The organism is Marinobacterium sp. xm-a-152, from assembly GCF_013282965.1.
Taxonomy (GTDB): Bacteria; Pseudomonadota; Gammaproteobacteria; order Pseudomonadales; family Balneatricaceae; genus Marinobacterium_E.
Genome location: NZ_WBYI01000002.1, coordinates 50366 through 65513, shown reverse-complemented (window position 1 = coordinate 65513; position 15148 = coordinate 50366). Strand labels below are relative to the sequence as shown.

Genomic DNA, 15148 nt, shown 5'->3' with positions numbered 1-15148 from the left:
GTCGTTTTAATTCCTAAACTCCTAACCCTTCAAACAGCTCTAACGCCTCTGGATTAGCCAGTGACTCTCTATTTTTAACCGGCTCGCCAACCAGCACGTTGCGTACTGCTAGCTCAACGATTTTTCCGCTTTTGGTTCTCGGGATGTCCGTAACCGCTTTGATGATACCGGGTACATGTCTCGGCGTGGTGTTGTTGCGGATGGTGCGTTTTATCTCGGCCACTAGGTCGTCGGTGAGTTCCAGGCCGTCTGCGAGCACGACATAGAGCGCTACCACGACATCATCCTCTTTGGGTAACCCGACGCAGATGCTATCGGTGATTCCCGCGACCTTTTCGACTTGACGGTAGATCTCGGCTGTACCGATTCGGACACCGCCTGGATTCAATACCGCGTCAGAGCGACCGTGGATGATCACGCCCTTTCGTTTTGTCAGTTCAGCGTAATCACCGTGCGCCCAGATGTTATCGAAGCGTTCAAAGTAGGCTGCTTTGTAACGTTCACCCTGCGGATCATTCCAAAAACCGATGGGGCGGCTAGGGAAGGGGGCTGTACACACCAATTCACCCTTCTCCTCGAGCAAAGAGTTGCCTTCATCGTCATAAATATCAACGGCCATACCTAAGCCTCTGGCCTGTAACTCGCCTGAGTAGACGGGGAGGGTCGGCACACCCAACGCAAAGCATGAGACGATGTCGGTTCCGCCTGAGATAGAGGCCAGATGAAGGTCTTGTTTAACTGAGTCATAGATAAACTCGAAACTTTCCGGTGAGAGTGGCGATCCGGTCGAGAGTATCGATCTAAGCTGAGCAAAGCTGTGGTGCTGATTGGGTAAGTAACCGGCATTCTGAATCGCGGCTATGTACTTGGCGCTGGTGCCGAAGGCAGTGATCTCCTCTTGCTCCACGATGTCCCACAGTGCCGAGGCAGTCGGGTGGAAAGGGGAGCCATCAAACAGAACGAGTGAAGCACCAACTGCTAAACCAGATGCCATCCAGTTCCACATCATCCAACCGCAGGTTGTGAAGTACATTAACCGGCTGTCAGGGCCTAAGTCTGTATGTAGGGCTAGCTCTTTCATGTGCTGGAGCAGTGTTCCGCCAGCGCCATGCACGATGCATTTAGGAACTCCTGTCGTGCCCGATGAGTAGAGGATGTAGAGCGGGTGATCAAAAGGGAGTTCAACAAAATCGATGTCGCCGGCTTGGTCGTCCAGTGCCTCTGACCAAGGCTGTGCTCCCTTGATCCCCGTTAGATCGGGTGAATCATTCAGAAACGGGTAGACCACGACCCCTTCTACACTGGGAATGCGATCAACGATCTCCGGTAGTTTGTCGAGGTTGTTAATCTGTTTGCCTGCGTAGTGGTAGCCATCTATCGTAAAGATCAGTTTCGGTTCAACTTGCCCAAACCGGTCGACGACGCCATTGACACCAAAGTCAGGTGAGCAGGATGTCCAAACCGCTCCCAGTGCTGTGGTGGCCAACATCGCAATGATCGCCTCTGGCGCATTGGGTAGGTAACCTGCAACACGATCGCCGGCGCCGATATTCATCTTTTTCAGGTAGCCCTGTACCGATGCAACCTGCTGAAAGAGCTCTGCATAGGTCAGCGTTCTGCGTTTGCCATTCTCACCCCGAAAAATGATCGCAATGCTGTCATCGCGACGTTTTAATAGATGCTTGGCAAAGTTGAGCTTGGCCCCTTCAAACCAACGGGCGTCACGAATTCCAATCCCGGTTTGTAGAACCTCTTGTGCTGGCTGACTGAACTCAATATCGAGAAACTGGCACACCGAGCCCCAAAACTGATCGGGCTGATCGATACTCCACTGCCACAGATCATCATAAGTCGACAGTGCCAGTGAGCACTGGTCGTTCACGCGGTTTTGGAATTCGGTTAAGCGTGCAGCTGCAATGCGTTGATTACTTGGCTGCCATAGCAGTTTAGACATGAGGTTACCTAGGGTTAAGACACTATAAGAACCTTAAGTTAAGGCGTTCATTCACTCAAGCGGAAAAACAGCGGAATTCACTTCGCGAAACCGTTGATGTGCGCAATAAAAAAGGCACCCTGAGGTGCCTTTGATCCTTGGATCTGAACTTAGTTCTGCTCAACAAAGATGTTGGAGAAGAAGTCGGCCAATTCGTCGGTTGCCGATAGTGGCAGTACGTGTGCGATGTACTGGTCTGGACGAACGACGATCATACAGCCTTGCTCACGATCGATACCGCGCATATCGAAGATGTCGCCATTACCTTTATGATCAACACAGAAGACTTTCTCATGATCCTGGATACCCAGCTTGCCCTTCTTAGGAATCAGTAGAGAAGGCATTTTATCGTAATCCAAGTCGTAGAATGTCTGCTGGAATACAGCGCGAACATCAATGACTGAATCGATGTCAGCACCTGACTTGGTGTACTTAACAACCGGTGAGTTGCTGTCGTTCTCTAACCAGTCCGCTAGCGTATGAATGGCAGAGCTTGAGCTGGTGTCGTTTTTGCCTGCAAATGCGTAGATTCTCCAACGAGCATCGGCCTGAGCTGCGTGACCAAGTTGCATGTGCTTAGCATCTGATAGGCGTAGAACCGGCGCTGAGTGGAAACGACGTCCAATCTCTTCTCCTGTTGCTAGTGCTTGGTAAGTTTGTGCACCGGTTAGAATTGATTCATCATATTTAACGGCCAGACCGCCGGTGAACTCCAGATTCTCTTTGAAGGCACGAACGAAACGAGGCTCATCGCCTTTATCCAGTTCAGACGTACCAGGAGGTGCCGACATGATGCGCGCCCACTCGTGGTCGGTCTCAACAAGACGTTTCGCTTCTGTCCAACGCTCTTTAGAGTAAGTGTGTAGTAGAGATGCGTCTGATTGACCAGTCAGTACGTGGACTAACTTCCAGCCTAGGTTGAAGGTATCTTGCATTGATACGTTCATACCCTGACCCGCTTTCGGGCTGTGCGTGTGACAGGCATCGCCCGCAGTGAATACGCGAGGGTTGCGAGTTGCACGCTCTTCATCAGTCACATCATCGAAACGGTCCGTCATGCGGTGACCAATCTCGTAAACAGACCACCAAACAACCTCTTTCACATCGATGCTGTATGGGTGCATGATGCGGTTAGCCGCTGCGATCGTGTCATCCGATGTGAACTTGCGGTTGGCAACGCGCTCATCTTCTTTTAGTTTATCCAGCTCCACGTACATACGGAACATGTAACCACCTTCACGAGGAAGGATCAGTACGTTGCCCTCAGTGGCAGAGGTGATCAAACATTTCTGGCGAACATCAGGGAAATCTGTGTTAGCTAGGATGTCCATTACACCCCAAGCCTGGTGAGCAGCATCGCCGTGCAGCTCGCCACCAATGGCGGTACGAACGTTAGATCGTGCACCGTCACAGCCGACCACGTAGTTAGCGCGAACAATCTTCTTCTGGCCTTTGTTTACACCGGTGTTCACCAGAGTCACTGTCACTGGGTATTCATCAAGAGATGGGTTTACTTCCAACGTCTCTACCGACCAGTTGTAATCTGGTTGCATACGCGTCGGTGAGTTATCCATCACCTCAAGGAACCACTGGTGGATGCGTGACTGGTTAACAATGATGTGAGGCATTTCAGATGAGTCATCAGCAACATCCTGTACACGGCCAATGCGTTGGATATTCTTTGAATTTTCTGGGTCTGGCATCCAGAAGTTGGTCTGGTTTACCCAGTAAGCTTCACGCTTAACGGCATCGGCAAAACCAAAGGCTTGGAACATCTCCATGGTACGCGTGTTGATACCATCGGCTTTACCTTTTTGGATATTCATTGGGCTTGGTTCAACGATCATCGTGCTGATCTCGGGGAACTGAGAGAGCTGAGCCGCCAGACAGAGGCCTGCAGGGCCTGTACCTGCAATCAGTACATCGACTTTTTCAGGAAGAATGGCATTAGGTGCGAATTCGCGACGGTTAGGTGCAGCATTTTTGCGATCTGGGTTACCACCACGGAAACCATCTTCGTAATATTGCATCACTAGACTCCTTATTATCTTCTGTCTCTTAGTGCGGCTCAGAGAACCTTGTTAGTAAGTATGCTTACTATTTGTGCTCATAGTGTAACCAAAGTTTTATGTGGTTGTAAACTAGTAAGTATACAAACTAGTTCTTTTCAAATAGGATGGAACAAACAGTAAAAAGTGTTGGAGAACGAGTTGTCCTACTACGAGATGCCTGGTCACCTGATACGTCGCTTAAGTCAGCAGTCGAATCAGGTGTTTCAAGAAGAGATGAAGCGTATCGGTGCCGATGTCACGTCGGTGCAATTTGCCTCAATGCAGGCAATAGAGTTGCATGGCGAGATGGAGCAGTCACAGATCGCGCAGTCGATTCACTACGACAAAGCGACGATTGGAGGCGTGATTGATCGACTCGAAAAACGTGGTTGGGTAGAGCGTAAATCAAACCCCAAAGATCGACGCGCTAAATTGGTGACGCTAACCAAAGAAGGGCGTAAGGCTCTGGAGGAGATCACCCCGGTGGTTAAGGCGTTACAGGATCAAGTGGTAGCCAATTTAAGTGATGACGAGCGCGCTCTGTTTATCAAATTGGCGCAAAAGGTTGTCTCTTAATATGTTTTGACTACTGAAGTCTATGAGTGAGGATCGCCTAACGGCACTAAGCAGTCATAAGAAGCTTAATTGCGTGATACTAAGTAAGCCCCTGCTGCGACCATTATAGAGCCTGCACTTCTGTTAAGCCGCTTTACTGACAGTTCAGATTTAAAAAACTTCCGTGCTTTAGCTGCAAAAACAGCAATTCCCATTAAGCCAATCATTAACGCTATTAAAGTTAGAAAAGCAGCAAGTGCTATATCACTTAAATCTAGAGCATTTAAATCCATAAACGTTGGTAAGAATGCGATGTAAAAAAGAATAACTTTAGGGTTGGATGCAGATATTAAAAAGCCCTGCACAAAACTCAAAAGACCACCTGAAGTTGATGAATCGGAATCTACGGAATCCAAATCAAGCGGTGCATTCCACATTTTCCAGCCAAGATAGATTAAGTAGACAGCTCCAACTACACGGATAACTGTAAACACTTCGCCCCAGTGAGTTGCCAGTGCCGCAAGCCCGATGCATGCAGCTATTAGATAGAGAATGTCACTAATCGTCATACCGAATGCTAAAAAAAGACATGAACGTGAGCCAGATACCAATGCTCTAGCTAAAATTGCAAATACTCCTGGGCCAGGTGTTACCCCAAAGACCAAAACAGCCAAGAAGAATGAAAGGGAGCTTTCTAGAGTCATCTTTCTACCGATTAAATGTCACAATATTTAATGATGTGGTTTAAAACAAAGAACTGCAAGTAAACGATTAAATGTGGGCTTTGGGTCGTCTTTGAACACTCAGTTAAGCTTCGCTTTACGGCACTTAGGCGTCATTTGCAACGGAACGCCAGATGGCGGTTAAGCGCACATTCCTGACGTTAATCCAATGTAAAGATCGAAGGTATTTTCCCTGAAGCGGACATGACGCTTGTCAAGCGGAAGGGCAAAGTTCCCGGAATAGCTTCCTGGACTATCTCAAGCTTCATTTCTGGCGTGTAGCGACGCCGGGGTGGAAGTGTGGATTCGAGCACAATAAGTTCCCATTAAAATTTAGGGTAAGCGGATTAAATGGTTGATCTTACCTTTGCATGAGAGTGAGACAGACCGGCATCTCATCGGATTATCTGGTTGATGCTTCACCTACTGCTGGTGCATGTTTCCTTCGCTAATTCCAGCAAGAACCCCACACGCCTCAACTTCCCGGTCATCGTTGCAACTCGCTCTCAGTGAAACGAGTTGTTTCTCAAGCGCTTGCAGAGCGGTTATCTGCGACCGCACATGAGAGATGAGATCATCGAGCAAGGTGTTGACGGCGGTACAAGGCTGATGAGGGTCGTCCTGATAGCTCTGTAGTTCGTGAATCTCAGCCAGTGACAGGCCCAGGATTCTGCAGCGACGGATGAAGGCCAGCCCCTCACCATGCTTCTCGGTATAGACACGGTAACCGTTGTCCTGCCGATCAGGCGGCGGCAACAAGCCCTGCTGTTCATAGAAGCGGATCGTCTGTGTTTCGACCCCTACCAACTGCGCCAACTGACCAATGCGCATCAGCCTCCTCCCCAACGGATTCTTTACTCTATTGACCTTATAGTAGCTTTATAGTTTTAAATGGTACCACAACATTGTTCAAGTGGAGTCGTATCATGAGCAAATCCTGTGGTGGCGCCTGTGGCGGTGATGCAACGTCCGCAGCGGATACCGATATACAGGCCTCCTCCGAGGCGCCAGGGAGATGGGTCAGTGTTTATGCCGTGCCGAAGATGGACTGTCCATCAGAAGAACGAATGATTCGCCTAGCCCTGAACGGCTTTGAGGAGATTCGGGCGCTGTCCTTCGACTTGTCGAACCGCCGGCTGAAGGTCGTGCATGACGGCGAGGTCGAGCCCGTCACCTCGAAACTGAAGACCTTGGGGCTAGGCGCCTCGCTTCAGGAAACCGTCGCTGCAAATCCGGAGACCATCAAGGCCGCCGAGTTTTCGGCAGCTTCTGCTAAGCAAGAATCCGGGACCCTGCGCTGGTTGCTCGGCATCAATGCACTTCTGTTCGTGGTGGAAATGACTGCCGGTCTGATCGCCCGGTCCACCGGCCTGATTGGAGAATCCCTGGACAATTTTGCCGATGCGGCGGTGTACGGGCTTGCCCTTTATGCGGTTTGCAGGTACGTGCCGCGCATCTTGCTGGTGTACTGCAACTGATCTTGGCTGTGGGCGTGCTCGTAGAGGTGGTGAGACGCTTTGTATTCGGTAGTGAGCCTGAATCGCTGGTGATGATGGCTATCGCATTCGTCGCATTGATTGCCAATACCAGTTGTCTGCTGCTCATATCCAAACATCGGGAAGGCGGGGCGCACATGAAGGCAAGCTGGATATTCTCGGCCAACGACGTGGTGATCAACCTGGGGGTCATCACCGCCGGCGCCCTGGTCGCGTGGACCGGTTCCAATTATCCGGATCTGATTATCGGCACCATCGCGGGGGGCATTGTACTTAACGGTGCCAGACGCATTTTGGCGTTGAAGGGTTAAATAATGCTCATTATTGGCAAAAAGCTCTCGCCGTATGCCCTATTGTCCATATCGGGCCTGCTGGCAGCGTCTGATCAGGCTGTAAAGTGGCTGGTGCAGCAATCAATGGCCTATGGCGAGTATGTTTCGGTGACCCCGTTCTTTAACTGGGTGCACCTATGGAACACCGGTGCCGCATTCAGTCTTTTTGCGAATGGTGGAGGCTGGCAGCGCTACTTTTTTATCGGAATCGCGGTAGTGGTCACGATTTTTCTGATCAAGCTGATCCTTGAAAATCGTCATAAAGGAGAAGCCATCGCTTACAGTCTTATCCTCGGTGGCGCCATGGGCAACCTGATTGACCGGGTCTTTCGCGGCTATGTTGTGGATTCCTTTGATTTCTATTGGCGAGACTGGCATTGGCCGGCCTTCAACCTGGCTGATATTGCAATTGTCCTCGGTGCCTTACTTTTCGTTTCCAGCAGCTTGTTGGGTAAAAAAGCAAACACCAATGCCGAGCCGGATGGATCTGACTGACACCTACGCCTATACAACACCATGACCGAACTTCCCGACAACATCCTTCACCTGCCGCAATACCAAGTACTGGGCTGCAAATCAACCGACGACGAAATGCACTTCCAGGTGGACGTGCCCGATCCCATCGCCTGCGAGGAATGCGGCGTGCAGGGTGAGCTCGTACGGTTCGGCAAGCGTGACGTTCCCTATCGTGATCTGCCCATCCACGGCAAGCGGGTCACTCTCTGGGTGGTCCGCCGCCGATACACCTGCCGGGCCTGCAAGACAACATTCAGGCCCCAGCTACCGGAGATGGTGGACGGATTCCGTATGACACTGCGGCTGCATGAGTACGTGGAGAAGGAATCCTTCAACCACCCCTACACCTTTGTGGCGGCACAGACCGGCCTGGACGAGAAGACGGTGCGCGACATCTTCAACGCCCGCGCCGAGTTCCTGGGGCGCTGGCACCGCTTCGAGACGCCCCGCATCCTGGGCATTGACGAGCTATACCTGAACAAGCGCTACCGCTGCATTCTGACCAACATTGAGGAGCGAACCCTGCTCGACCTGCTGGCCACCCGCCGCCAGGACGTGGTGACCAACTACCTGATGAAGCTGAAAGACCGGCAGAAGGTCGAGATCGTCAGCATGGACATGTGGAACCCCTACCGGGCAGCGGTCAAGGCTGTGCTGCCCCAGGCCCGTATCGTGGTCGATAAGTTCCATGTGGTGCGCATGGCCAACGATGCCCTAGAGAGAGTGCGCAAGGGCCTCAGAAAGGAGCTGAAACCGTCCCAGAGCCGGACTCTCAAGGGAGACCGGAAAATCCTGCTGAAACGCGCTCACGAAGTCTCAGACCGGGAGCGCCTCATCATGGAGACCTGGACAGGCGCGTTCCCGCAACTGCTGGCCGCCTACGAGCACAAGGAGCGCTTCTACGGCATCTGGGACGCCACCACACGGCTCCAGGCAGAAGCCGCCCTGGACGAGTGGATAGCCACCATCCCGAAGGGCCAAAAGGAAGTCTGGAGCGATCTGGTCAGGGCAGTGGGAAACTGGCGCGAAGAGACCATGACCTACTTCGAGACGGACATGCCCGTCACCAACGCTTACACGGAGTCCATCAACCGACTGGCCAAGGACAAGAACCGTGAAGGGCGCGGTTACTCCTTCGAGGTGATGCGGGCACGAATGCTCTACACCACGAAGCACAAGAAGAAGGCACCGACTGCGAAGGTCTCTCCTTTCTACAAGAAAACCATCGGTTACGGACTGCCGGACTTCGCAGAGGAACTCAACTACGGAGTCGATCTATCAACCATCTGAGGGTGGTATCAGATTGATGGGGTGAAGGTGCCCCATCAACCATTAAATCCGTATACCCAAAATTGGGCTATTTTCAATTCTGAGCTTGGTCTTCTGATCTGCTGGACAGTGATAGTATATCGCTGTGATATACCGCTACTTCCAAAGAATCTATTCCAATTGCCAGAGCTTCAAAAAAGAGCTCACTACCTTCTCTACATGTAATCTGGTTTCCCCTTCGACGCTACGCGGAGGTATACGATGAAACGCCCGCACGATATCTAATCCAGTAATCATACTGAGAAACATCTCTGCTCCGAAGTCGGGATCCGCGCAGTTGATCAAACCTTCCTTGTGTTTCAGCGTCAACCATTCGCTTAACGCTTGGTGCGCGGCCATCACTCCGCCACTGTAGATATTATGGAGTATCTGCGTATGCTCCTCGGAGATAGATGCCATCATTCTCATCAGATTCATGTGCTCATGACTGACGATAAAATTAAGGAGCAATAATCCAAACTCTGATAAAGCATGGTGACAATCTTTATAGTCATTCGGTGACACTGTCAACGTGCCGTTTATCCTTTGCGACAGCTGTTGTATCACGGCATCAATTAATGTTTCTATGTCCGCGAAGCGCTTATAAAGCGTTACTTTCGACACACCTGCTTGCCGAGCTATCGCTTCCATTGACATCTTAGCTGGCCCCTTAGCGAACATAAGAGCGCAGGCTGCATCAAGAATCGCTGTATCTTTGGAGTGATCTAAAGGCCGGCCGACTCGACTATTGGTAATCAATTTATTTTCCGAATAACTTAATGTACGATACCGTACAGTAAATACTAATCAAATGAGAATAGCAAATATGCGCAAGGTTCTGCCGCCGCTTATACTAGCCCTTCTTCTCGTCGGCTGTGGCGACACCACTCCAACTGAAACGCCAACGACCGATGCACCTTGGGTACGCACGGTGGCGGTTAAGACGGACGACCACGACGAAATCAGAGCATCGGGAACCATTAGAGGGCATTATGAGACTCCTGTCTCTTTTCAGGTTTCTGGGCGCATTCTCAAGCGAGAGGTGGATGCTGGTCAGAAGGTAGCGAGTGGCGCTCTGCTTTTTGAACTCGATAAACGTGACTTAGAGGCTACTATGCAAGTTGCCAAAGCGGAACTTCAAACTGCACAGGTCGCCCTCGCGATCGCTCAAAATGAGCTCGACCGTCAACGCCAGTTAATTGAACGCAACTTTGTTAGCCGACAAACTCTAGAAGCATTTGAGCTCGCACTACAGAACGCGGAAAGCCGTCGTGATTCCGCCAAAGCTGTATTATCTCAAGCCCAAAACGGGCTTAGTTATGCTGAGCTACGTGCAGATAAATCCGGTGTATTAGCCGAGGTTACAGGTGAACCGGGAATGGTTGTTGGAGTGGGGCAACCTGTGGCACTCCTCGTAGAAGATGGTGATCTAGAGGTCGAAGTGTTCCTATCCGACGGCAACCAAGCTCCAGAATCAGGTGTATTAAAGCTACAAGAGCAAGATTTGCCGCTTCGTCTACGTGAGGTAGCTGGTGCAGCAGACCCAGAGAGTAGAAGCTGGAAAGCTAGGTACAGAATAGAAGCCGTGACAGAGGCGTTGAACATAGGGACTGTTGTGCAGGTTGCGCTTAACCGTAACACATCAGATGTCACCTTCGAGGTTCCCCTGGGCGCGCTTGATGAACGCAACCAGGGCCCTCAGATTTGGCAGGTTGTAGGCAATACAGCTCAACCAGTCTCAGTTGAAGTACTGGAATTGAAATTAGAGTATGCGACTATTCGCGCGCCACTAAACAGCGAAAGTCGCGTCATTGCCGTTGGCACCCATCTATTGGAACCTGGAATGGCGGTTAGGGAGCAGGCGCGATGAGTTTCCCCAACCTCTCAGCGCTTGCTGTACGTGAACGCTCAATTACTCTGTTTTTTATAATACTTTCTGTCCTGGCTGGTGTTTTTGCATTCTTCTCTTTGGGGCGCGCAGAAGATCCGGCTTTCACAGTGCGGGTTATGGTTGTCTCCGTTGTATGGCCAGGAGCTGAACCTGAGGTTTTACAAAATCAAGTCGTCGACCGCTTGGAGAAGCGAATCCAAGAGGTCGAATACTTAAGTAAGATCGAGACCACGGTTAGACCTGGTCGAGCAGACTTACAGATAGAGTTTGAGGATTTCTCACCTAGTGAAGTTGTGCCTGATCTTTTCTATCAAGTACGAAAAAGAATGCAGGATGAGGCGCACAACCTACCCTCAGGTGTCATAGGGCCGATAGTAAACGATGATTTCTCCGATGTGTACTTCTCCCTTATAGCTCTAACAGCTCCCGGCATGCCTATGAGGGATCTTAGTCGGGAAGCTGAGACAATCAGGGATCGGTTACAACAGCTCCCAGCCGTTCAAAAGGCGATGATACTTGGTGATCGACCTGAACGTGTGTTTATCGATTTCGATATGGACCGTTTAAATAACCTAGGAGTAACGCCCGAACAGATTTTTGCAGCGATCGATGCAAGTAACACACTCATTCCTGAGGGTTCTTTGGACCTAAACGGGCCGCGTGCCTATCTTCGTACACACTCTGATTTAAGCGACCCAGACAAGCTAGCAGACCTACCGCTCAGAGTTGGTAATGCATTGATACGCCTCTCCGACATCGCAGAGGTGAGTCGTGGATATGAAGATCCGCCAACCTATCTAGTGCGGGCCAATAGCGAAGATGCGATTCTGTTAGGCGTGGTCATGAACAAAGGTGAAAATGGCTTGGCCTTTGGTGAAAGCCTCGCAAACTTTCTCGATAAAGAGCGCTCCAACCTTCCTTTAGGTGTTTCGCTACAGGTGCTCACCAACCAAACGGATGCCATAAGCCAGGCTGTTGACCTTTTCCAGGTAAAATTTCTAGTGGCTGTACTTGTGGTGATGGCGGTCACTGTCATCGCTATTGGCTTCCGAGCAGGTCTTGTTGTCGGCATCGCAATACCGATCACTATCGGTCTGACGTTCCTCATCATGAAAATGGTTGATATCAACCTCGACAGGGTCACACTTGGTGCGTTGATTATCGCCTTGGGACTGCTAGTCGACGATGCAATTATCTCCATAGAGATGATGATCGTAAAAATGGAAGAGGGCTGGGATCGAATTCGTGCTGCAAGCCATGCATGGAATGTTACCGCAGCCCCTATGCTCTTTGGGACCCTAGTTACGACTGCTGGCTTTGTCCCTATCGGTTTTGCTCAATCGGGAGTCGGAGAATACGCCGGCAACATTTTCTGGGTACTGGCATTTTCACTGCTGATATCTTGGGTCGTCGCCGTCACCTTTATGCCCTACCTCGGGGTGAAGTTACTCCCTAACTATCAGAAACACGATGCAGCGAGCCTCTATCAAACCCCGATTTACACTAAACTACGGGCAATCATCACTTACTGTGTACGCTTTCGTAAGACAGTTATTCTAGTTACCGTTGCAGCGCTTGTTATGAGCGCAGCTGTGATGGCGATACTTGTTGATAAACAGTTCTTCCCAAGTTCTGACCGACCCGAGGTATTGGTTTCAGTCTATCTACCTCAAGGCAGTTCAATTAAAACAACGGATGCTACAGTACAAAAATTAGAGAGTGCGTTATCTGAGCTACCGGAGGTTAAGAGCCTCTCCTCTTACATCGGGGCGGGAGCTCCACGATTCTTCATTTCAGCAAACCCTGAGCAACCTGATCCATCCTTCGCTAAGATTATCGCAATAGGTGATGATGCAGCAGGACGAGATAGAATCATGGCCGCACTTAAGCAGAGAATTGCCAACGGCGAGTTTCCAGAAGCTCGAATCCGTGTAACAAGCCTGCTGTTCGGGCCACCGGTTGTCTGGCCTGTCAGCTTCCGTGTCGTAGGTCCTGATCAACAGATATTGCGCGATATTGCCTATAAAGTCAGAGATAAAATCGCATCTAACCCACACACTGTAATTCCGCACCTAGAGTGGGATGAGCGTGCTCCAAGCTTCCATCTTGATATGGATCTAGAGCGACTTCTATTAATGGGACTCACACCTAACGACGTGTCACAGCAACTTCAGTTTCAACTAAACGGAGTCGAAGTTGCCGAGGTACGACAGGATATAAGAAGTGTTCAAGTGGTCGCGCGTAGTTCACGCGACACTATACTCTTACCCGAACAGTTAGAAATCAAGACTCAGGATGGAAAGAAAATTCCGGTTAGGCAGTTGGGCAAACTCACCATTCAATACGAAGAACCTGTTATCAAACGCTACAATCGCGAACCCTTTCTAGCCGTGCATGCCGATGTCGAGGGGGCGCAGCCGCCTGATGTCACTAAAGCAATTTGGGATACGATGCAGCAGATTAGAGATGATTTGCCGGCCGGCTATCGAATTGATATTGGGGGATCAGTAGAGCAATCCGGCAAAGCCGATCAGTCTATCCAGAAGCTGCAACCGCTGATGCTCGCATTAATGCTGATATTTATTATGCTACAAATGCGATCGTTCTCTGGAACCTTCATGGTGTTTTTTACTGCACCGCTCGGGTTAATTGGTGCTGCTGTTGCACTCTTTATATTTGACCAACCCTTTGGCTTTACCGCCCTGTTAGGCTTGATCGGACTAGGCGGTATTTTGATGCGTAACACCATGATCCTGACTCAGCAGGTACAGGATAATTTAGAAGAAGGGTTGGCAGCAGGCAAGGCGATCATCGAGGCAACCGTCTCACGAGCTCGCCCCCTAATTCTGACAGCACTCGCGGCCATCTTCGCTTTTATCCCGCTTACATTCGACCTATTCTGGGGACCTCTGGCCTATGTATTAATTGGCGGGGTTATGATGGGGACATTTATAACACTGCTGTTTGTCCCAGCTATGTATGCATTGTGGTTTAAAGTTGAAGCACCAAAATATGATGATGCGCTTTAAACTGCGATTAAAACAGAGATTCAACGAGTCAACAGAATTGAACTTCAGGCTACTACCCCTAGTTGATTCATGAAGAATTAGAAATGAGGAACAGCTATCGCCTAATCAAAAGTGGAATTCGTAACTTACCAAACTAGATGTATAACGTATCAGCCATAAAATGTGGGAGTCCACCTTTCTCAAAATTTTGTCATTCAAAGCCTCTTTGATTGAATAAATTGAAGGTCCGGAAAGGGCCAAAACTAGCCATTTATGGTAATCCCGGAAATGGCAGAGAAGGGTCGTGAGCAGCCGTCTGCGTGGTGCCGATAAGTAACAAAAAGGAGAGCTATTGCTCTCCTTGTTTTCGTTGGTTAATAAATGCTATGAGTTGGCGTTAAGCTCTAGCTGGAGATCTTCTTCTCACCTGCTGCGACACACTGGAAGATCAGTGTGTTGATGGTCATAGGGCCAACGCCACCAGGTACTGGAGTCAAAGCAGCAACACGACCTTCTAGTGGTGCCAGTTCGATATCACCTACACCGCCTGGGTGGTAGCCAGCATCGACAACGATGGCACCATCTTTGATCCACTCTGCTTTAATGAATTCTGGGCGGCCAACCGCACCAACAACGATATCAGCCTGTTTGATGATGTCGGCTAGTCCTTGGGTGCGTGAGTGACAGATGGTCACAGTCGCATCTGCGTTTAACAGCATCATACCCATCGGCTTGCCTAGAATAGGGCTGCGACCAACTACGACAGCGTTCTTGCCTGAAAGCGGAATGTCATAAGCGTCTAGAAGACGCATAATGCCTTGTGGAGTTGCGGAGCCGTATGCCTCTTCTTGCATCGCCATGCGACCAAAGCCAAGACAGGTGACACCGTCTACGTCTTTCTCTAGCGCGATGGCATCGAAACAGGCACGCTCATCAATCTGTTCTGGAACTGGGTGCTGCAGCAGGATGCCGTGACAGTTTGGATTACTGTTCAGCTCTTGGATTTTCTCTAACAGCTCTTCGGTGGAGGTCTCTGCACCCATCTCAACCGTGATTGATTCCATGCCGATACGTTTGCAGGCATTCTGCTTCATGCGCACGTAGGTTGCTGACGCTGGGTCAGCGCCTACCAAAATAGTGGCTAATGCAGGCGTTTGACCGCCGCTTTTCGCTTTAAGGTTTTCAACGCGTGTAGCGAGTTCAGCTTCGGTTTTTTTAGCAACGGCGCTGCCATCAAGAATCAGTGTGGTCATGGTTTTCCTGTGGTTGGGGTCTA

The 15148-nt window shown here is 50.2% G+C and carries 11 protein-coding genes and 1 pseudogene; 6 read left to right on the top strand and 6 right to left on the bottom strand.

Translation table 11 applies throughout. From position 1 onward, the window contains the following. Nucleotides 1-13 precede the first annotated feature (13 nt). A complete protein-coding gene (locus tag XMA152_RS01885) occupies nucleotides 14-1954 on the bottom strand; it encodes an acetoacetate--CoA ligase (protein WP_173482555.1) in 1941 nt (646 codons plus the stop codon). Between the two features lie 149 nt (nucleotides 1955-2103). Next, nucleotides 2104-4023 (bottom strand): FAD-dependent monooxygenase, encoded by a 1920-nt coding sequence (locus tag XMA152_RS01880; protein WP_173482554.1) that lies wholly within the window; start codon nucleotides 4021-4023, stop codon nucleotides 2104-2106. A gap of 180 nt (nucleotides 4024-4203) precedes the next feature. Here XMA152_RS01880 and XMA152_RS01875 point away from each other — a divergent pair, with 180 nt between their 5' ends. Further along, on the top strand, nucleotides 4204-4620 hold the full coding sequence (locus XMA152_RS01875; protein WP_254448264.1) for a MarR family winged helix-turn-helix transcriptional regulator: 417 nt from the start codon (nucleotides 4204-4206) through the stop codon (nucleotides 4618-4620). Nucleotides 4621-4685: 65 nt separating this feature from the next. On the opposite strand, the gene XMA152_RS01870 is transcribed toward XMA152_RS01875, so the two are convergent. Together XMA152_RS01870 and cadR are read right to left on the bottom strand one after the other, a co-directional pair. Then, nucleotides 4686-5303, bottom strand: coding sequence for a LysE family translocator (locus XMA152_RS01870; RefSeq protein ID WP_173482553.1), 618 nt, complete (start codon nucleotides 5301-5303; stop codon nucleotides 4686-4688). 441 nt (nucleotides 5304-5744) lie between these two features. After that, entirely contained in the window at nucleotides 5745-6152 is a 408-nt protein-coding gene (gene cadR / locus XMA152_RS01865; RefSeq protein ID WP_173482552.1) for a Cd(II)/Pb(II)-responsive transcriptional regulator, read from the bottom strand. Nucleotides 6153-6247: 95 nt separating this feature from the next. Here cadR and XMA152_RS01860 point away from each other — a divergent pair. The 3 genes and pseudogenes from XMA152_RS01860 (at nucleotide 6248) to XMA152_RS01850 (ending at nucleotide 8955) form a co-directional block, all read left to right on the top strand. Further along, nucleotides 6248-7128, top strand: a pseudogene (locus XMA152_RS01860) (cation transporter). Nucleotides 7129-7131: 3 nt separating this feature from the next. After that, nucleotides 7132-7644, top strand: coding sequence for a signal peptidase II (gene lspA / locus XMA152_RS01855; protein WP_173480186.1), 513 nt, complete (start codon nucleotides 7132-7134; stop codon nucleotides 7642-7644). Nucleotides 7645-7665: 21 nt separating this feature from the next. Beyond that, on the top strand, nucleotides 7666-8955 hold the full coding sequence (locus XMA152_RS01850; RefSeq protein ID WP_173482551.1) for an ISL3-like element ISPpu12 family transposase: 1290 nt from the start codon (nucleotides 7666-7668) through the stop codon (nucleotides 8953-8955). Nucleotides 8956-9105: 150 nt separating this feature from the next. On the opposite strand, the gene XMA152_RS01845 is transcribed toward XMA152_RS01850, so the two are convergent. Further along, complete coding sequence (locus XMA152_RS01845) at nucleotides 9106-9732, bottom strand: TetR/AcrR family transcriptional regulator (protein WP_173482550.1); 627 nt, start codon at nucleotides 9730-9732, stop codon at nucleotides 9106-9108. A gap of 67 nt (nucleotides 9733-9799) precedes the next feature. On the opposite strand from XMA152_RS01845, the gene XMA152_RS01840 reads away from it, so the two are divergent. Next, nucleotides 9800-10843 (top strand): efflux RND transporter periplasmic adaptor subunit, encoded by a 1044-nt coding sequence (locus tag XMA152_RS01840; RefSeq protein ID WP_173480188.1) that lies wholly within the window; start codon nucleotides 9800-9802, stop codon nucleotides 10841-10843. Next, a complete protein-coding gene (locus XMA152_RS01835; RefSeq protein WP_173480189.1) occupies nucleotides 10840-13893 on the top strand; it encodes an efflux RND transporter permease subunit in 3054 nt (1017 codons plus the stop codon). The genes XMA152_RS01840 and XMA152_RS01835 overlap by 4 nt, the downstream gene beginning before the upstream one ends. 383 nt (nucleotides 13894-14276) lie before the next feature. Here the strand turns inward: XMA152_RS01835 and folD are convergent, their stop codons facing one another. After that, nucleotides 14277-15125 carry a bifunctional methylenetetrahydrofolate dehydrogenase/methenyltetrahydrofolate cyclohydrolase FolD gene (gene folD / locus XMA152_RS01830; RefSeq protein ID WP_173482549.1) on the bottom strand — a complete coding sequence of 283 codons (849 nt, stop codon included), beginning with the start codon at nucleotides 15123-15125 and terminating at the stop codon, nucleotides 14277-14279. Between the last annotated feature and the right edge of the window lie 23 nt (nucleotides 15126-15148).